Source organism: Streptomyces sp. SolWspMP-5a-2, assembly GCF_900091845.1.
GTDB classification, from domain to species: domain Bacteria; phylum Actinomycetota; class Actinomycetes; order Streptomycetales; family Streptomycetaceae; genus Streptomyces; species Streptomyces doudnae.
Genome location: NZ_FMCI01000250.1, coordinates 54,930 through 72,230, shown reverse-complemented (window position 1 = coordinate 72,230; position 17,301 = coordinate 54,930). Strand labels below are relative to the sequence as shown.

16 protein-coding genes are annotated in these 17,301 nt (G+C 71.4%); 9 read left to right on the top strand and 7 right to left on the bottom strand.

Annotation, left to right across the window (positions count from 1 at the left end; genetic code table 11):
- Positions 1 to 39 precede the first annotated feature (39 nt).
- Positions 40 to 270, bottom strand: coding sequence for a DUF7455 domain-containing protein (locus tag GA0115242_RS24935; RefSeq protein WP_093832152.1), 231 nt, complete (start codon positions 268 to 270; stop codon positions 40 to 42).
- Between the two features lie 427 nt (positions 271 to 697).
- Here GA0115242_RS24935 and GA0115242_RS24930 point away from each other — a divergent pair, with 427 nt between their 5' ends.
- The 6 genes from GA0115242_RS24930 to GA0115242_RS24905 all read left to right on the top strand — a co-directional run bounded on the left by GA0115242_RS24930 (position 698) and on the right by GA0115242_RS24905 (position 7,757).
- Positions 698 to 2,821, top strand: a complete 2,124-nt coding sequence (locus GA0115242_RS24930; RefSeq protein ID WP_093832150.1) for a DNA gyrase/topoisomerase IV subunit B — start codon at positions 698 to 700, stop codon at positions 2,819 to 2,821.
- 348 nt (positions 2,822 to 3,169) lie between these two features.
- Positions 3,170 to 3,694, top strand: a complete 525-nt coding sequence (locus GA0115242_RS24925) for a CcdC protein domain-containing protein (protein ID WP_093832148.1) — start codon at positions 3,170 to 3,172, stop codon at positions 3,692 to 3,694.
- Complete coding sequence (locus GA0115242_RS24920) at positions 3,691 to 4,842, top strand: sensor histidine kinase (protein WP_093832146.1); 1,152 nt, start codon at positions 3,691 to 3,693, stop codon at positions 4,840 to 4,842. The genes GA0115242_RS24925 and GA0115242_RS24920 overlap by 4 nt, the downstream gene beginning before the upstream one ends.
- On the top strand, positions 4,839 to 5,522 hold the full coding sequence (locus GA0115242_RS24915) for a response regulator transcription factor (RefSeq protein ID WP_093832144.1): 684 nt from the start codon (positions 4,839 to 4,841) through the stop codon (positions 5,520 to 5,522). The genes GA0115242_RS24920 and GA0115242_RS24915 overlap by 4 nt, the downstream gene beginning before the upstream one ends.
- Before the next feature lie 70 nt (positions 5,523 to 5,592).
- A complete protein-coding gene (locus GA0115242_RS24910) occupies positions 5,593 to 6,165 on the top strand; it encodes a DUF485 domain-containing protein (protein WP_093832142.1) in 573 nt (190 codons plus the stop codon).
- The gene (locus tag GA0115242_RS24905) at positions 6,165 to 7,757 is read left to right on the top strand and encodes a solute symporter family protein (RefSeq protein WP_093832140.1); all 1,593 of its coding nucleotides are present in this window, start codon (positions 6,165 to 6,167) and stop codon (positions 7,755 to 7,757) included. Before GA0115242_RS24910 ends, GA0115242_RS24905 begins: the two co-directional genes overlap by 1 nt.
- Before the next feature lie 119 nt (positions 7,758 to 7,876).
- Here GA0115242_RS24905 and GA0115242_RS24900 read toward each other — a convergent pair whose 3' ends face one another.
- The gene (locus tag GA0115242_RS24900) at positions 7,877 to 8,569 is read right to left on the bottom strand and encodes a response regulator (protein ID WP_093832138.1); all 693 of its coding nucleotides are present in this window, start codon (positions 8,567 to 8,569) and stop codon (positions 7,877 to 7,879) included.
- Between the two features lie 162 nt (positions 8,570 to 8,731).
- Here GA0115242_RS24900 and GA0115242_RS24895 point away from each other — a divergent pair, with 162 nt between their 5' ends.
- From GA0115242_RS24895 to GA0115242_RS24885, 3 genes are all read left to right on the top strand, one after another.
- A complete protein-coding gene (locus tag GA0115242_RS24895; protein WP_093832136.1) occupies positions 8,732 to 9,547 on the top strand; it encodes an ABC transporter ATP-binding protein in 816 nt (271 codons plus the stop codon).
- A complete protein-coding gene (locus GA0115242_RS24890; protein ID WP_093832134.1) occupies positions 9,537 to 10,412 on the top strand; it encodes an ABC transporter permease in 876 nt (291 codons plus the stop codon). The genes GA0115242_RS24895 and GA0115242_RS24890 overlap by 11 nt, the downstream gene beginning before the upstream one ends.
- A gap of 63 nt (positions 10,413 to 10,475) precedes the next feature.
- Complete coding sequence (locus GA0115242_RS24885) at positions 10,476 to 11,534, top strand: ABC transporter substrate-binding protein (RefSeq protein ID WP_093832132.1); 1,059 nt, start codon at positions 10,476 to 10,478, stop codon at positions 11,532 to 11,534.
- A 48-nt stretch (positions 11,535 to 11,582) separates the two neighbouring features.
- Here GA0115242_RS24885 and GA0115242_RS24880 read toward each other — a convergent pair whose 3' ends face one another.
- The 5 genes from GA0115242_RS24880 to GA0115242_RS24860 form a co-directional block, all read right to left on the bottom strand.
- Positions 11,583 to 12,263 carry a response regulator gene (locus GA0115242_RS24880; RefSeq protein WP_093832130.1) on the bottom strand — a complete coding sequence of 227 codons (681 nt, stop codon included), beginning with the start codon at positions 12,261 to 12,263 and terminating at the stop codon, positions 11,583 to 11,585.
- Entirely contained in the window at positions 12,260 to 13,930 is a 1,671-nt protein-coding gene (locus tag GA0115242_RS24875; protein ID WP_093832128.1) for an ATP-binding protein, read from the bottom strand. Before GA0115242_RS24875 ends, GA0115242_RS24880 begins: the two co-directional genes overlap by 4 nt.
- Positions 13,931 to 14,058: 128 nt before the next feature.
- Complete coding sequence (locus GA0115242_RS24870; RefSeq protein WP_093832126.1) at positions 14,059 to 15,063, bottom strand: sucrase ferredoxin; 1,005 nt, start codon at positions 15,061 to 15,063, stop codon at positions 14,059 to 14,061.
- Positions 15,064 to 15,406: 343 nt separating this feature from the next.
- Positions 15,407 to 16,663, bottom strand: coding sequence for a citrate synthase (locus GA0115242_RS24865; protein ID WP_093832124.1), 1,257 nt, complete (start codon positions 16,661 to 16,663; stop codon positions 15,407 to 15,409).
- 299 nt (positions 16,664 to 16,962) lie between these two features.
- Positions 16,963 to 17,199: a hypothetical protein gene (locus tag GA0115242_RS24860; protein ID WP_093832282.1), complete on the bottom strand. Its 237-nt coding sequence runs from the start codon at positions 17,197 to 17,199 to the stop codon at positions 16,963 to 16,965.
- Positions 17,200 to 17,301: the final 102 nt, after the last annotated feature.

Sequence of the window (17,301 nt, the reverse complement as noted above, 5' to 3'; positions counted from 1 at the left end):
CCGGCCTCGGCCGGTGCTGGCTCGTCGTGGACGCGAGTGTCAGCGCTCTTCTTCTGCGGAGGAAGACGGAACGGTCGTCAGGCGCTCCGATTCGTCCTGTATCTCAGCGGCGATCTTCTTGAGTTCCGGCTCGAACTTGCGACCGTGGTGGGCGCAGAAGAGCAGTTCGCCACCGCTGAGCAGGACGACGCGCAGGTATGCCTGGGCGCCGCAGCGGTCGCAGCGGTCGGCCGCGGTCAGCGGGCTCGCGGGGGTCAGAACAGTAGTCACGTCGCCTCTTCTCTAGCTCGACGAGCTGTCGTACCAGGGTCAACATCCAACCAGTCCCCAAACGTTCCCGCTCGGGGCTTTTCCTCGAAAAAATCTTTCGAGGCCGGCTGACTGCTGCCGGTGGCGGCGAATGTGCCGTGTGTCTTACGGGGTGGTGCTGTCTGTCTTCGTGCGACCTCCCGGCTGGCTTGCCGGTTGTTGATGAGGACGTGCCCGGAGCCTAAATGGTTCATGCGCCGAAGGGAACGTGATATGTACTTCACCCCAACGAGGGATCGAACAGGTATGCGACTCTGGACTAGGCTCTGGACGAGACGAGGGTGGCGTTACAACGGCTCTACCAGGCCTCGGTACCCTCTTGGCGGCGATCCAAGCCGCGCCCTTACCCAGAAGGGCCCCACCTGAAATTCAGCGAGGAGCGAACCGCGTGACCGCCGATACGTCCGTGCCGTCCACAGCGCTGCTGGCAGGAGCAGACCGGGACGGTTCCAACTACACCGCGCGGCACCTTCTCGTCCTCGAAGGACTAGAGGCCGTACGCAAGCGCCCGGGTATGTACATCGGGTCGACCGACAGTCGCGGTCTGATGCACTGCCTGTGGGAGATCATCGACAACGCCGTGGACGAGGCCCTCGGCGGCTACTGCGACCACATCGACGTGATCCTCCACGACGACGGCTCGGTCGAGGTGCGGGACAACGGGCGGGGCATCCCCGTCGACGTCGAGCCCAAGACCGGCCTCTCCGGCGTCGAGGTCGTCATGACCAAGCTGCACGCCGGCGGCAAGTTCGGCGGCGGCTCCTACGCCGCCTCCGGCGGCCTCCACGGCGTCGGCGCCTCCGTGGTGAACGCCCTCTCCGCCCGGCTGGACGTGGAGGTGGACCGCAGCGGCCACACCCACGCCATCAGCTTCCGGCGCGGCGTGCCCGGCGCCTTCGCCGCCGATGGCCCGGAGGGCAAGTTCGACGCCACCACCGGACTGCGCAAGGTCAAGAAGGTCGCCAAGGCGCGCACCGGTACGCGCGTGCGCTACTGGGCCGACCGGCAGATCTTCCTCAAGGACGCCAAGCTCTCCCTCGACACCCTCCATCAGCGCGCCCGCCAGACCGCCTTCCTGGTGCCCGGCCTGACCATCGTCGTCCGCGACGAGTTCGGGCTCGGCGACGGCGGCAGCAAGGGTGAGGAGTCGTTCCGCTTCGACGGCGGCATCAGCGAGTTCTGCGAGTACCTGGCCACCGACAAGCCGGTCTGCGACGTGCTCCGCTTCTCCGGGCAGGGCACCTTCAAGGAGACCGTCCCGGTGCTCGACGAGCACGGCCAGATGACGCCGACCGAGGTCACCCGCGAACTCGGTGTGGACGTCGCGATGCGCTGGGGCACCGGCTACGACACGACCCTCCGGTCGTTCGTGAACATCATCGCCACGCCCAAGGGCGGCACCCATGTCGCCGGGTTCGAGCAGGCCGTCGCCAAGACGATGAACGAGGTGCTGCGCGCCAAGAAGCTGCTGCGGGTCGCCGAGGACGACATCGTCAAGGACGACGCCCTTGAGGGCCTCACCGCCGTCGTCACCGTCCGGCTCGCCGAACCCCAGTTCGAGGGACAGACCAAGGAGGTGCTCGGCACGTCGGCCGCCCGCCGGATCGTGAACACCGTGATCTCCAAGGAGTTCAAGGCGTTCCTGACGTCCGCCAAGCGGGACGCCGCCGCGCAGGCCCGGGTCGTCATGGAGAAGGCGGTCGCCGCCGCCCGCACCCGGATCGCGGCCCGGCAGCACAAGGACGCCCAGCGCAGGAAGACGGCCCTGGAGTCCTCGTCGCTGCCCGCGAAGCTCGCGGACTGCCGCAGCGACGACGTGGACCGCAGCGAGCTGTTCATCGTCGAGGGCGACTCCGCGCTCGGCACCGCGAAGCTCGCCCGCAACTCCGAGTTCCAGGCGCTGCTGCCCATCCGCGGCAAGATCCTGAACGTCCAGAAGTCGTCCGTGACCGACATGCTGAAGAACGCCGAGTGCGGCGCGATCATCCAGGTCATAGGGGCCGGTTCCGGGCGTACGTTCGACATCGACGCGGCGCGCTACGGCAAGATCATCATGATGACGGACGCCGATGTCGACGGCTCCCACATCCGGACCCTGCTGCTGACCCTGTTCCACCGCTACATGCGGCCCATGGTCGAGGCCGGACGGGTGTTCGCGGCGGTCCCGCCGCTGCACCGGGTGGAGCTGGTCCAGCCGAAGAGGGGGCAGGACAAGTACGTCTACACGTACTCCGACCGGGAGCTGCGCGACAAGCTCCTGGAGTTCCAGCGGAAGAACATCCGGTACAAGGACTCCATCCAGCGCTACAAGGGTCTCGGCGAGATGGACGCCGACCAGCTGGCGGAGACCACCATGGATCCGCGCCACCGGACCCTGCGCCGGATCAACCTCGCCGACCTGGACTCCGCCGAGCAGGTGTTCGACCTCCTGATGGGCAACGACGTCGCGCCGCGCAAGGAGTTCATCTCCAGCTCGGCGGCGACGCTGGACCGGTCGCGCATCGACGCGTAGGCGTCACGCGGCGCCCGCCGTCCCCGGTCCGACCGGGGACGGCGGGCGCCGAGGCAATGTGACAGTCCCCAGGCCGGGCGCGCGCCGGTGAGGCCGGGTGACCGCGGACGACGCCGGGCACACGGCACAGACACACGGCACAGGGCTCATGGCGTGCGGGAGCGGGGCGGGACACCAGGTCCCGCCCCGTTTTCGTGCTCCGCCTCCACCCCGGGGTGGAGATCACGAGCCGGGAGATTCCACCCGTGATCCACCCCCGCTCCGATCTGCTGACCAGCGAATTTCCGTAGCGTCTGGGGTGTCGGCGGCAACCGCGGCCGATACCCCGTCTCGCTCACGGAGGCTCTGATGTCCGGCCTTGTCAACGCGCTCGTGATAGCGGCCGTCGTCGTCCTGGTGATCGTGCGGCAGTTCCGCGCCCAGCAGATCGGCACCGGACGGCGCTGGTGGCTCCTGCCCGCCGTGCTCGGTTTCGTGGCGCTGCGCGAACCCGGCCTCGTCGACAGCCACCACCCCACGACCTCCGTGACCCTCCTCGTCGTGGAACTGCTGGTGGGCCTCGCCATGGGAGCGGGCTGGGCCTGGACCACCCGCATATGGACCGAGTCCGACGGCACGGTGTGGAGCAAGAGCACCAGGACCAGCGCGGTCGTCTGGGTCGTCGGCATCGCCGTGCGCGTCGGCCTCTACGCCCTCGGCGCGGCCCTGGGCGTGCACCAGCACGGCTCGGCCCTGCTCGCCGCCCTCGCCGTGACCCTGCTGGTCCGCTCCGGAATCCTCTACTGGCGCGCCCAGTCCCTCACCCCGGCGACCGCCACCGGCCCGGCGTACGGTGACCGCATGGCCCGCTCTGCCCGGAAGGAGCGTGTGTGACGAGCAACGCGTGGACGCGCTGGCCCTCGCACGAGGCGCTCGGGCGGGCGGGGATCACCCCGCCCCGGCGGCTGCTCGCCTGGGTGGTGCGCCTCCTGGTCCTCGGCATGCTGCTTGGAGGGATCTTCAGTTCCAGCCGGGCCCACGGCTGGAACACCCTCGTCGGCGTCGGCGTGGTCCTTGTGGCGGCGGCGCTCGGCTGGTCCTTCTTCCGGACCACGCTCCAGCACCGGCTGTGGCCGTCCCTGGCGACCGTCCTGCTCCTCGTTGCCGTGGCCGTCCCCGCCCAGAGCGCCGGATTCCGGCTGCTGGCCCTGGTCGCCTGGTGCGGCTGCGTGGTCATCTCCCTCGAACGGCTGCCGCTGGCCGCCGCGCTCCCCGTCGTCGCGCCGGCGCTCGGTCTCTATGCCGCGGTCAACAACGACAGCCCGTTGACGACCGTCATCACCGGCGTGGCGCTCGTCCTCGGTGGGTACACCCTGCGGCTGGACGCCGAGGCCAGGGGCGGTGCCCAGCGGCTGCTCGCCCAGGAGCGGGCCGCGCGGACGGCGGAGGCGGAGTCGGCCGCGCTCGCCGAGCGGGCCAGGATCGCCCGGGAGATCCACGACGTCCTCGCCCACAGCCTCTCGGCGCAGCTCGTGCACCTGGAGGCGGCCCGGCTGCTCATCGAACGCGGGGCCGAGCGGGAGCAGATCCTCGACCGTGTCGTGGCGGCGCGCGGCATGGCCCGGGACGGCCTGGAGGAGACGCGGCAGGCGCTCTCCGCGCTGCGGGGCGAACTGACCCCGCTGGAGGAGTTCCTCACCCGCCTGGTCGGGACGGCCGCCGCCGCGGAGGTCGCCGTAACGGGTGAACGCCGACCGCTGACGGCGGAGGCGTCGCAGGCCGTCCGCAGGGTCGCCCAGGAGGCGCTGACGAACGTCCGCAAGCACGCGCCGGGGGCCGCGGTGCGGCTGCGGCTGGACTACGGGGAGCACCAGGTCACCCTGGACGTGCGGGATTCGGGCGGGCCGCCGGGCGAACTGGCGGGCGCGGGAGCCGGGTACGGTCTGCTGGGCATGCGCGAGCGTGCCGAGTTGCTGGGCGGCTCGCTGGAGGCCGGACCGGGTGAGGAGGGGTTCGTGGTGACGCTGAGGGTGCCCGCATGACGGAAGCCTCGGAGAAGCCGGCCCGGGTGGTGGTCGCGGACGACCAGACCGTCGTCCGTGAGGGCATCGTGATGCTGCTGGGGCTGTTGCCCGGCATCGAGGTCGTGGGCGCGGCGGGCGACGGCATCGAGGCCGTGCGGCTGGTCGGCGAACTGGCCCCGGACGTCGTGCTGATGGACCTGCGCATGCCCCGCTGCGACGGGGTCGAGGCGACCAGGCGCATCCGCGCGGAACACCCCGGGACGCAGGTCGTGGTGCTCACCACGTTCGGGGACGACGACTCGCTGTTCCCGGCGCTGCGTGCGGGCGCCCGCGGGTATCTGACCAAGGACGCGGGCGGCGACGAGATCGTGCGGGCCGTGCGCAGCGTGCTCTCCGGGGACGCCGGACTGTCGCCGAGCATCCAACGCCGCCTGCTGGAGCGGCTGTCCGAGCCGCAGGCGCCCGCGGTGACGGAGGTTCCCGAGGCGCCCGACGGGCTGACCACCCGTGAGGTGGAGGTGCTGGTGCTGATCGCGGAGGGCCTCAGCAACCAGGAGATCGCGCGCGCACTGAACGTCTCCACGGCGACGGTGAAGACCCACATCAACAACCTGTTCGCGAAGACGGGGCTCAAAGACCGTGCGCAGGCGGTGCGTTACGCGTACGCGAAGCGACTCGCCCGCCCACCAGTGAATTGAGTCACCTGATGGGGTGAAGAAGCCCGGGAAGATGTGTCGGGGATCTTCCCGTTCTGTCCATCCTTGGGGTATGCAGTCACGTAACGGTCGCTCCCGCGGAGGCGGGAGCACCGAGAGTTCGGCGAGTCCGGCCCAGCAGCAGGTGGGCCGCCAGCGCGGCCCCATCGAGACCGAGGGAGCCGGTTACGGCGACCCCTGGTACGACGCACTCGCCTCCGGTTGGGGCGAGTTGGCTGGAACAGGCGGTCCCGCGCCGCTGCCCACACCCGAGGTCGTGCCACCGCGTCCGACGCCCGCCGAGCAGGCGGCCGCCGCGGCCGACATCTATCTCGAGGTGCAGCGCAGCGAGGCGTTCCGCGAAGTCCGCAGCAGATACCGGAGGTTCGTGGTTCCGGCCTGCGCGATCTTCTTCTCCTGGTACGTGGCGTACGTGGTGGCGGCGACGACCGCGCCCGGTCTGATGGCCGTGCGCGTGGTGGGTTCGGTGAACGTGGCGATGGTGGCGGGCCTCGGGCAGTTCTTCAGCACCTTCGTGCTCGCGTGGGCGTACGCGCGGCACGCGCGGCTGCGGCGGGACCGGGCCGCGCTCGAACTACGCTGGGACACACAGGAATTGACGCGCGGCCTGCGGGGCGGTGCCTGATGACGGGTCACCACCAGACGCTGGCCCTGGTGCTGTTCAGCGCCTTCGTCGCCGTCACGCTCGGCATCACGACCTGGGTCAGTCGCAAACGGCACGGCTCGGCCGAGGAGTTCTACGCGGGCGGGCGTCTCTTCTCGCCCATGGAGAACGGTTTTGCCATCGCGGGCGACTACGTCTCCGCCGCGTCGTTCCTCGGCATCTCCGGGCTCATCGCCCTCTTCGGGTACGACGGCCTGCTCTACGCGGTCGGGTTCCTGGTGGCGTGGCTGGTTGTGCTCTTCCTCGTCGCGGAACTGGTGCGCAACTGCGGCCGGTTCACCCTCGCCGACGTGGTCGCGGCCCGGATGAGCGAGCGGCCGGTGCGGATCGCGGCGGGAACCTCGTCGGTCACCGTGTCCGTTCTCTACCTGGTGGCGCAGATGGTGGGCGCGGGCAGCCTGGTCGCGCTGCTGCTGGGCGGCACCAGCGGTGCCGCGCGGGACTGGACGGTCGTCGGGGTCGGGGCGCTCATGGTGATCTACGTGTCGCTGGGCGGCATGCGGGCCACCACCTGGATCCAGATCGTGAAGGCGGTCCTGCTGCTCGGCGGCACGGTCGCGCTCAGCGCGCTCGTCCTGGTGCGCTTCGACGGCGACTTCGGGCGGATGCTGTTCACGGCCGCCGCGCGCAGCGGGCACGGGGACGCCTTCCTGGTGCCCGGCCTGAAGTACGGCGGGGACTGGACGGCCCGCCTCGACTTCATCAGCCTGGGGCTCGCGCTGGTGCTCGGCACGGCGGGTCTGCCGCACATCCTGTCCCGCTTCTACACCGTGCCGACCGCACGCGCCGCGCGCCGCTCGGTGCTCTGGTCGATCGGGCTCATCGGCGGCTTCTACCTGATGACGATCGTGGTCGGCTTCGGCGCGGCGGCGATCGTGGGTCCCGAGGCGGTGCGCGCGTCCAACGCGGCCGGGAACACCGCGGTGCCGCTGCTGGCGCTCGACCTCGGGGGCGGCCCCGACTCCACGGGCGGCACGGTGCTGTTCGCGGTCGTCGCGGCGGTGGCGTTCGCGACGATCCTCGCGGTGGTGGCCGGTATCACCCTCGCCTCCTCGGCCTCCGTCGCGCACGACCTGTACGCGTCGCTGCGGCGGCGCACCGGAAAGCAGCGCAGTGAGGTCGCCGTCGCGCGGGTCGCCGCGGTCGGTGTCGGCCTGGTCGCCATCGCGCTCGGGCTGCTCGCACGCGACCTCAACGTCGCCTTCCTGGTCGGCCTGGCCTTCGCGGTCGCCGCCTCCGCGAACCTGCCGGTGCTGCTCTACTCGCTGTTCTGGCGCGGGTTCACCACCAGGGGAGCGGTCTGGGCCGTATACGGCGGGCTGGTTCCGGCGCTGGTGCTCGTGGTGCTGTCGCCGGTCGTCTCCGGCAGCCCCGAATCACTCTTCCCCGGGCTGGACTTCCAGTACTTCCCGCTCCAGAACCCCGGTCTGGTCTCCATCCCGCTGGGCTTCCTCGCGGGCTGGCTCGGCACCGTCACCTCTTCCGACGCCCCCGACGAGGCAAAGCACGCGGAGACCGAGGTGCGCTCGCTGACCGGAGCGGGAGCCGTCTGACGGCGCCGAGGCCGCCGGGCCCGTCAACGACCGCCCGACGCCGGGCATGGGCATGGGCGTGACGTCGAGTCGTCTGCCCGGCGGCTTCCTCTCGTGCCTTTCGTGGGTGGCTCCGTGGACTACGGGGCCACCCACGCGTACAGGTGCTCCGGGCGGCCCGTGTCGCCGTACTTGAGGGACAGCCGCAGGCGTCCGGCCTGTTCGAGGTGGCGCAGGTAGCGCTGGGCCGTGGAGCGGCTGAGGCCGGTCTCCGCGGCGACCTCGTGGGCCGAGAGCGGGTGCGGGGCGTGGTGCAGGACCGCGCAGATCAGGTCCGTCGTCGGCTCAGAGTGCCCGCTGGGCAGGCCGGGCGAGGACGGTGCCGGCGTGGTCCGCAGGGCGCCGAAGATGCGGTCCACCTGCTCCTGGCCCGCGACGCCCCGGCCGCCGACCCGTTCCACGGTCCTGCGCAGGGCCGCGTACGAGTCCAGGCGGGTGCGCAGCGCGGCGAAGGTGAACGGCTTGACCAGGTAGTGCAGGGCGCCGAGGCGCATCGCGGCCTGGACGGTCGTCACGTCGTCGGCCGCCGTGATCATGATGACGTCGGTTCCGTGCCCCTGTTCCCGCATGGCGTGGACGAGTTCGAGGCCCGTCCGGTCGGGCAGATAGTGGTCGAGGAGGACGAGATCGATCGTCCCCCGTTGCACGCAGGTCAGCGCCTGGGCAGCACTGTGCGCGCGGGCGGCGACCCGGAACCCGGGAACCTTTCCCACGTACCTCGCGTTGATCTCGGCGACACGGAAATCGTCGTCGACGACCAGGACGTCAATCATCGGGCCTCTTTCTGTCAAGGCCATGCGGGCGTTAAGCCCATGTTTCGGCTCCGCTGTTTGTAGCGCGCGCAAAACGAGCACAACAGGCTGCTGCAAGCAAAAGAACGGCATGTGCCCACAAGGCTGATGCTGTGGCACGCGCCACTTCTACCGTCCCGGCCCATGAGCGCAGACATCAGCCCCGCCATCGAGCTGCGGGGCGCGAGCAAAACGTTCAGGACCCCGTCCGGGGGCCTGCACACGGCCGTCAGGGGCCTGGACCTCACCGTCGGGCGCGGCGAGTTCGTAGCGGTCGTCGGCCCCACCGGCTGCGGCAAGTCGACCACACTGACCCTGGTCAGCGGGCTGGAGGAGCCCACCGAGGGCGAGGTCCTGGTCGCCGGGCAGCCGGTGAGCGGTGTCGGCGACAAGGTCGGCTTCGTCTTCCAGCAGGACGCAACCTTCCCGTGGCGCACGGTCCTGTCCAACGTCATGGCCGGTCCCCGGTTCCGCGGCGTGCCCAAGGCGGAGGCCAAGCAGCGGGCGCGCGAGTGGCTGTCCCGGGTCGGGCTCTCGGCGTTCGAGGACCGCTACCCGCACCAGCTCTCCGGCGGCCAGCGCAAGCGCGTCGCCCTCGCCGCGACCTTCGTCAACGATCCCGAGATCCTGCTCATGGACGAGCCGTTCTCCGCGCTCGACGTGCAGACCAGGGCCCTGATGTCGGACGAACTCCTGGAGCTGTGGGAGGGCACCGGCGCCTCGGTCGTGTTCGTCACCCACGATCTGGAGGAGTCGATCGCGCTGGCCGACCGGGTCGTCGTGATGACGGCCGGGCCCGCCACCGTCAAGCAGGTCTTCGACATCGACCTGCCCCGCCCGCGCCGGGTCGAGGAAGTACGCCTGGAGGCGCGGTTCATCGAGATCTACCGCGAGATCTGGGAGTCCCTCGGCGAAGAGGTCCGCATCACCCGTGAGAGGGGCGCCGCCCATGTCGCCTGACACGCTGCCCAAGACCACGGCCGCGCCGACCGCCGCCGAACCCGGGAAGGGCGAACGCGCGCACTCACGCGCGCGTGCCGCCCGCAGACGCAAGATCGTCGTGGGCACCGCCCGCGCCCTGCTCCTGGTCCTCGTGCTCGGCCTGTGGGAGGTGCTCTCCCGGGCCAACGTGATCGACACGTTCAACTTCTCCATGCCGTCGAAGATCTGGGACCAGATCTACACCTGGATCACCCACGGCACCGCGCTCGGCTCCCTGGGCGAGCAGATCTGGTACACGCTCTACGAGGCGCTGCTCGGCTGGGTCCTCGGTGTGGTCGCCGGTGTCGTCTTCGGTATCGCGCTGGGGCGGATCACCTTCCTGGCCGATGTCCTTGGTCCATACATCAAGGTGCTCAACTCGATCCCCCGGATCGTCCTGGCGCCCATCTTCGTCATCTGGTTCGGCCTGGGCCCCGCCTCCAAGGTGGCGTCGGCCGTCGTCCTGGTCTTCTTCCCGGTGTTCTTCAACGCCTTCCAGGGCGCCCGCGAGGTCGACCGCAACCTGGTCGCCAACGCGCGGATCCTCGGCGCGAGCGACCGCAGGGTGACGCTCCAGGTCGTCATCCCCTCGGCCACCTCGTGGATCTTCACCAGCCTCCATGTGAGCTTCGGCTTCGCCCTCATCGGCGCCATCGTCGGCGAGTACATCGGCGCGACCAAGGGCATCGGCCTGCTCGTCGCGCAGTCCCAGGGCACGTTCAACGCGGCCGGTGTCTACGCCGCGATGGTCATCCTGGCGGTCGTCGCCCTGGTCGCCGAGGGGCTGCTGACCTTCGCCGAGAGCCGCATCTTCCGGTGGAAGCCGTCGGAGTCCGACAGCTGACCCCACGCTTCTCCCCCCCCCACGACTTCTCCCGCATCGCCTTCTCACAAGGACGTGAACGACATGCGCACCATCGCCAGACGCGGCGCCCTGGCCGCCGCAGGACTCCTCTGCCTCTCCGCCCTCACCGCCTGCGCCAACGAGGCGTCCAGCACCGCCTCCAGCGGCTCCGGCAAGAGCGACGGCAAGGGCACCAAGGTCAAGATCATGGTGGGGGGCCTGGACAAGGTCATCTACCTGCCCGCCATGCTGACCCAGCGGCTCGGCTACTTCGACGCCGAGGGGCTCTCCGTGGAGCTGCTGAGCGAACCGGCCGGCGTCCAGGCGGAGACCGCGCTCGTCTCGGGCCAGGTGCAGGGCGCCGTCGGCTTCTACGACCACACCCTCGACCTCCAGACCAAGGGCAAGATGGTGGAGTCGGTGGTGCAGTTCTCCCACGCCCCGGGCGAGGTCGAGATCGTCTCCAACAAGGCGTCGGCGAAGATCACTTCGGCCAAGGACTTCAAGGGCAAGAAGCTCGGCGTCACGGGGCTCGGCTCGTCCACGGACTTCCTCACCAAGTACCTCGCCGTCAAGAACGGGGTCAAGGTCAGCGACTTCACCCCGGTCGCCGTCGGTGCCGGGCCCACGTTCATCGCCGCCCTGGAGAAGGGCGCCATCGACGGCGGCATGACCACCGACCCGACCGTCGCGACGATCCTCGACAAGAAGGCCGGCAAGGTCCTCCTGGACATGCGGACGCCCGAGGGCTCCCAGGAGGCGCTCGGCGGACCGTACCCGTCGTCAAGTCTGTACATGCAGACGGACTGGGTGAACGGGCACAAGGACACCGTCCAGAAGCTGGTCAACGCGTTCGTCAAGACGCTCGCGTGGATGTCCAGCCACAGCGCCTCGGAGATTGCCGACAAGATGCCCGCCGACTACAAGCAGGGCAACGGCATCCTCTACGCCAAGGCCATCGAGAGCACGCTGCCGATGTTCACCAAGGACGGCGTGATGCCGGAGAACGGTCCCGAGACCGTCGAGAAGGTGCTCAAGGCGTTCAACCCCAACATCAAGAACGCCGACGTCGACCTGGAGAAGACCTACACCAGCGAGTTCGTGGAGAAGGCCAAGGGCTGACCTCCGCCGGGCAGGAGGCCCGCGCGCGCTCCTGCCCCCCGCCGCACCTCAGACGCGGGTCGCCCACACGTAACGGTGTTCGGGGCGGCCCGCGTCGCCGTACTTGAGCGTCAGCCGGGCCCGTCCGGTGCGCTCCAGCAGCTTCAGATAGCGCTGCGCGGTCTGCCGGCTCACCCCGGTGCGCTCGGCGATCTCCTGGGCGGACAGCGCCCCCTCCGCGTTCATCAGTGAGCGCCGCACCAGCTCCGCGGTGGTCGGGGAGTGCCCCTTGGGCAGCCCCGGCTCCGAGGGCGCCGACAGCGCGCCGAAGATGCGGTCCACCTCGGCCTGTTCGGCCTCGCCACCGCCGTCCAGGGTGCGGCGCAGCTCCCCGTACGCCTCCAGCTTCGCCCGCAGGCCCGCGAACGCGAACGGCTTGACCAGGTACTGGAGCGCGCCCTGCCGCATCGCGGCCTGGACGGTCGACACGTCACGGGCCGCCGTCACCATGATCACGTCGGTCTGGTGGCCGCGTCTGCGCATCTCCCGCACCACCGCCAGACCCGTGTCGTCGGGCAGGTAGTGGTCCATCAGGACGAGATCGAGGCCGGGCAGCGCCTCCAGGCTGCTCAGCGCCTCGGCCGCGCTGTGCGCCTCCCCGGCGACGTGGAAGCCCGGCACCTTCTCCACATAGGCGGCGTTGACCCGGGCGACCCGGGTGTCGTCGTCCACGACGAGGACCTCGATCATCGCGACTCCTCTTCGAACGGCAGGTCGGCACGCGCGGCGAGGACCGGCTCGGGCTCGGCACCGGTCAGCGCCTCGGGCAGGACGACGGTGAACTCGGCGCCGCCGCCCGGGGCGTCGCCGACCGTCGCGCTGCCGCCCTGGCGTTCGGCGAGCCTGCGCACCAGGGAGAGGCCGATGCCGCGCTTGCGGTGGGCGGGCGGGTCCTTGGTCGACCAGCCCTCGGTGAAGATCAACTCGTGCTGCGCGGTGGGGATCCCCGGTCCGGTGTCGCGCACTCTGAGGACGGCCGTGCGCCCCTCGGCGCGCAGTTCGACCTCCACGCGCGCGTGCGGGGTCGCGGCCACCGCGTCCAGCGCGTTGTCCACCAGGTTGCCGACGATCGTGACCAGTCCCCGGGGATCGACCAGCCGGTCGGGGAGACGGGTGCGGTCGGACACCCAGAGGGCGACCCCGCGTTCGGCGGCGACCGTCGCCTTGCCCACCAGCAGCGCGGCGAGCAGCGGGTCCTGGATCTTCTCGGTGACCTGCTCTGCGGTCGCGCGATGGTCGCCGACCACCTCGCCGACGAACTCCACGGCGTCGTCGAACATCTCCAGTTCGAGCAGGCCCAGCAGGGTGTGCATGCGGTTCGCGTGCTCGTGGTCCTGGGCGCGCAGGGCGTCTATCAGGCCGCGCGTGGAGTCCAGCTCACGGCCGAGCTGCTCCAGTTCCGTGCGGTCGCGCAGGGTGGCGACCGCGCCGCCGTCGTCGGTGGGCATCCGGTTGGCGACCAGGACGCGCTGGCCGCGCACGGTCAGCAGGTCGGTGCCGGTCACCCGGCCGGCCAGGATGTCGGCGGTGCGGCCCGCACCGAGCGCCTCGTCGGGCGGGGTGCCGACGACCGAGTCGTCGATGCCCAGGAGGCGGTGGGCCTCGTCGTTGAGGAGCCGGATGCGGCCGCCGCGGTCCAGGGCGACGACGCCCTCGCGGATGCCGTGCAGCATCGCCTCGCGCTCCGACAGCAGCCCCGAGATGTCGGAGAAGGCCAGGTCACGGGTCTGCCGCTGGACCCGCCTCGCGATCAGCCAGGCGGCCAGCGCGCCGACCGCGAGGGCACCGCCCGCGTACGCCAGCAGCCCCGGTATCGCGCTCAGCAGCCGGGCCCGCACGCCGTCGTAGGCGATGCCGACCGAGACCGCGCCGATCAGGGAGCCGTCGGACGCCCGCAGCGGGACCTTGCCGCGCGCGGAGCGGCCGAGCGTGCCGCTGTCGATCTCCATGACCTCTCTGCCCGCCAGCGCCTCGCTGGGATCTGTCGAGACGGTCCGGCCGATCTGCCGGAGGTCGGTGTGCGACCAGCGCACCCCGCGCCAGTCCAGCACCACGATGTACTCGGCCCGGGTGGCCTTCCTGATCCGCTCCGCCGCCCGCTGCACCGGTCCGTCGACGGTGGGCGCGGTGCTCTCCAGGTCCCGCGCGATCTGCGGTTCCTCGGCCGTCGTCTGCGCGATGGCCAGGGCGCGCTGCATCGCCTCGTGGTCGAGCTGCCTGCTGAGCGGCTGCAGGAACAGCCCGGTCACCAGGACGGCGACCCCCGCGGCGATCGCCACCTGCATCAGCAGCACCTGGGAGAACGCCCGTCTCGGCAGTCCGAGGCGCATCCGGCGCGCGGGGGGAGTGGGGCTCATACCCCTGACGGTACGTGCAGGTGTGCGAGCTGCCGTAGGGGTGTGGCCCGGATCTCTTGATCAATACATTGCGTTGCGTGATCAACGATTGACGCGTGTATTGACGGGGTGACGGACGGATTGATCCGTCATGCAGCCGCCCGCGATCCTCCAACCGCCGCCCGCGACCCTTCAGCCGCCGCCCGCGGTCCTCCAGCCGTCGCACCGGCCGGGACCAGCTCCCGCACCGACACCACGTCCATGCGCGCGGGCGCCCCCAGGACCGACGTCCCGCAGCTCTCCTCCCGGGGCGGCAGCGACGCGCCCTGGGCCACCACGACACGCCAGCGGCGTCCGTCGGCGTGGGCGACCGTCACGTCCCAGCGCGGCGCTCCGCCCTCCGTCCGGACGACGCTCAGCGCGTCCGGCGCCTCCTCCCGCAGCGAGGTCCGCACCGCCAGCTCGGCCGCCTGCCCCGGTCGCTCCCAGGCGGAGCGGCCCCGGCACCCCTCGGTGACGATCCGGCCCTCCTGGAGGCTGTGCAGGATCTCCTTGACGGAGTGGGCCTCCGCGCGCCCGTAGGCGTAGCCGTGGGGGAGGACCAGCAGCGTCGGCGAGAAGCGGTGACCACCCAGATGGGTGACCTCCCAGGCGCCCTCGACCCCGGAGGCGGCGAGTTCGGCCGCGAGCGGACGGCCCAGCAGCGCGCAGCAGCGGTCGCGCTTGCCGTTCGTGCAGACGAGCGCCAGCGGATCACCCGGGTGCGGACGGCCGCCGAGGACCGCGTCGAAGCCGTGGTGGTCGCCCGCCCCGAGCGCCCGGAAGTCCAGGGCGAGCAGTTCGGCGGGGTCGCGGGTGGCCGCGGTGTGCAGCCAGGCGCGGCCCGGGACGGTGTGGGCCGCGTACACCCGGCGCTCGGAGGGGCCGCCGGGGTCGGCGTGCCGTCCCGGCCTGCGGATGAGGGCGACGCGGACGCCGGTGCCCTCGGCCGCGGCCTCCAGGGCGCGTCCGACCTCGGGGTCCAGGCGGCTCGATGTGAGCGCCCTGGCACCCCAGGGGCCGGGCTGTTCCAGCAGCAGCCAGGTGCTCGCGGTGGCCGCGGTTCCCGACAGGGGCTCGTCGAGCGCCCGGGAGACAGTTGCGCACGTACTCACAGAGGTGAGCCTAACCTGACTTGACGCGCGGCGACTTCCGGGAGGGCCTGGGCCTGCTCCGTACGGGTCGCCACCTGCCTGTACGGGTCTTCGCCGGTCCCCGTCGGACCCTGTGCAGGGCCGCATGTGTCTGTACGGGTCCGCACGTGTCCGTTCGGGGGTGCACGCGTCGGTAGGGGGCCGCAAGCGTCCGTACGGGGTGCCTTCGCGGCGCGGACCGCCAGTCCTGGAGGGCGCGGGCGGACATCGGCTACCCGGGGCGGCCTGGGCGGACGCGGACCGGCTACCCGGGCCAGGGGCCTGGGTACGGACCAGCTGTCCGCCGGACGCGGGCGCGGACCCGCTACCCGGGGAGCGGCCTGGGCGGGCGTGGGCCCACGTAGTGTCCGCTCGGGCGCATCCGCAGCGGGCGCTCCTGGTACTCCTCCAGGGCGTGCGCGATCCAGCCCGCCGTCCGGGCGACGGCGAAGATCGTCTCGCCCGCCGTGGCCGCCATGCCGCTGGACGCGGTGAACACCGCGAGGGCCAGGTCCACGTTGGCGTGCAGCGGGGCGTGACGGGCGGTGGTGGCCACCACGTCACGGGCGGCGGCGAGGGCGGGCGCGGCGTTCGGGACCTCCTCCAGCAGCGAGAACAGCACGCGCGCGCGGGGGTCCTCGCCCGTGTACAGGCGGTGGCCGAGCCCCGGGATCCGGCGTCCGGCGCGGAGTTCCTCGGTGATCACGGGGGCCGCGTCGCCCCGGTCGAGCACGTCGAGGAGCATCCGGTGGGCGAGTCCGCCGGCCGCGCCGTGCAGCGGGCCCTCCAGGACGCCGAGCCCGGCGGAGACGGCCGCGTAGGCGTGCGCGCGGGCCGACGCGGCGACCCGCACCGCGAGGGTCGAGGCGGCGAGGTCGTGGTCGACGAGCAGGGCGAGCGCGGTGTCCAGCACCCGCAGGGACGCCTCGTCCGCCTCCCGTCCGCTCAGCCGTCCCCAGAGGCGGCGGGCCAGCGGGCCGCTGTCCCGGTGGCCCCGGCGTACCGCGGGCAGGGCCGCGACGAGGGTGGGGATGAGGGTGCGCGCCGTGCCGAGCACGGTCTTCTCGGCGAGGTCGAAGCGGAGCGGGTCGGCGGCCGCCGCGGCGATCGCCGCGACCCGCAACCGGTCGACAGGGATGGCGTGTTCGGGGAGCACGTCGACGGCCCGGCGGGCGGCGGCGACCGAGGCGGCCGGGGCCTCGAACCGGACGTCCGGTGTCATCCGGCCGGTCCACAGCCACTCCGCGACCTCTTCGTAGGAGTGCCGCAGGGCCAGTTCGGCGGCGTCGACCCCGCGGAACCAGTAGCGGTCCGCCTCGATGAGGGTGATGCGGGTCCGCACCGACAGTTCGCCCGCGGTGCCCGGATCTCCCGCGCTCTCCCGCCTGTTGCGCCGGGCGAGCGCGGTGACCTCGGTGGTGTCGAAGGTGCTGCCCCGGCCGCCGGGGACGCGGTGGCTGCTGAGCTGGCCGCGGCTCACGTACGCGTACACGGTCTCGGGCTTCACGCCCAGCAGTTCGGCTGCCTCCCTGGTGGTCAGCCGCCGTTCGGCGTGGCTCAGCGAGGACTCTGGATCGCGCATGGGCTCACCGTAGCGGCAGGCGGACCGGTCACCCGGTGCATTGATCGAGTCAATGTTGATGAAGGTCAGTCATGTTATGGACGGCCCCATCAAGTGCGCCGGTCCGATCAAGTCCGTCAACGTCGAGTCCGCACCGGATCAAGTGGGCCCGTCAAGCCCGTCGAGCCCGTCAAGGTTGTCGTGCTCGTCAAGGTGGTCGCGCCCGTCCGGCTCGCCCTGCCCGCCGTGCCCACCGGGAGGGACCGGCGCGGGGCTCGCTCGGGGTGGGCGGAGCGGTGCGCCGGTCGCGGTCCGGGTCGTCAGGCGCGCGGAATGTCCTTGCGGGCGCGGATCAGGGTCTCGCGGGTGATGACGACGATCCTCTCGTCGTCCGCCCTGGCGGCGTCGGCGGGGAGTTTCGCGTCGAGTTGTGCCGTGGCCTCCGTCCCGATCACGGCGAAGTTGCCGTCACTGAGTTCGAAGATGTCGGGGCAGGTCTGTCCCGATGTGCTGCCTCGCGCAAAGGGAGAATCACCGATCCGCCGTACGATGTCCACCATTGTCTCGACCTTTCAGAGTGGGACCTTCGGCTCAAGACCGTGCCGCCGGTCGGTGCCCGCCGTGGAGCGGCGGAGCACCGGGGCCGTCGAAGTGCAGAC

Bases quoted from the DNA above. Each gene is read 5' to 3' on its own strand.
- GA0115242_RS24925 (WP_093832148.1), top strand. From the start codon at position 3,170: ATGTCCGGCCTTGTCAACGCGCTCGTGATAGCGGCCGTCGTCGTCCTG.
- GA0115242_RS24915 (WP_093832144.1), top strand. From the start codon at position 4,839: ATGACGGAAGCCTCGGAGAAGCCGGCCCGGGTGGTGGTCGCGGACGAC.
- GA0115242_RS24910 (WP_093832142.1), top strand. From the start codon at position 5,593: ATGCAGTCACGTAACGGTCGCTCCCGCGGAGGCGGGAGCACCGAGAGT.
- GA0115242_RS24905 (WP_093832140.1), top strand. From the start codon at position 6,165: ATGACGGGTCACCACCAGACGCTGGCCCTGGTGCTGTTCAGCGCCTTC.
- GA0115242_RS24900 (WP_093832138.1), bottom strand. From the start codon at position 8,569: ATGATTGACGTCCTGGTCGTCGACGACGATTTCCGTGTCGCCGAGATC.
- GA0115242_RS24895 (WP_093832136.1), top strand. From the start codon at position 8,732: ATGAGCGCAGACATCAGCCCCGCCATCGAGCTGCGGGGCGCGAGCAAA.
- GA0115242_RS24890 (WP_093832134.1), top strand. From the start codon at position 9,537: ATGTCGCCTGACACGCTGCCCAAGACCACGGCCGCGCCGACCGCCGCC.
- GA0115242_RS24885 (WP_093832132.1), top strand. From the start codon at position 10,476: ATGCGCACCATCGCCAGACGCGGCGCCCTGGCCGCCGCAGGACTCCTC.
- GA0115242_RS24880 (WP_093832130.1), bottom strand. From the start codon at position 12,263: ATGATCGAGGTCCTCGTCGTGGACGACGACACCCGGGTCGCCCGGGTC.
- GA0115242_RS24875 (WP_093832128.1), bottom strand. From the start codon at position 13,930: ATGAGCCCCACTCCCCCCGCGCGCCGGATGCGCCTCGGACTGCCGAGA.
- GA0115242_RS24865 (WP_093832124.1), bottom strand. From the start codon at position 16,663: ATGCGCGATCCAGAGTCCTCGCTGAGCCACGCCGAACGGCGGCTGACC.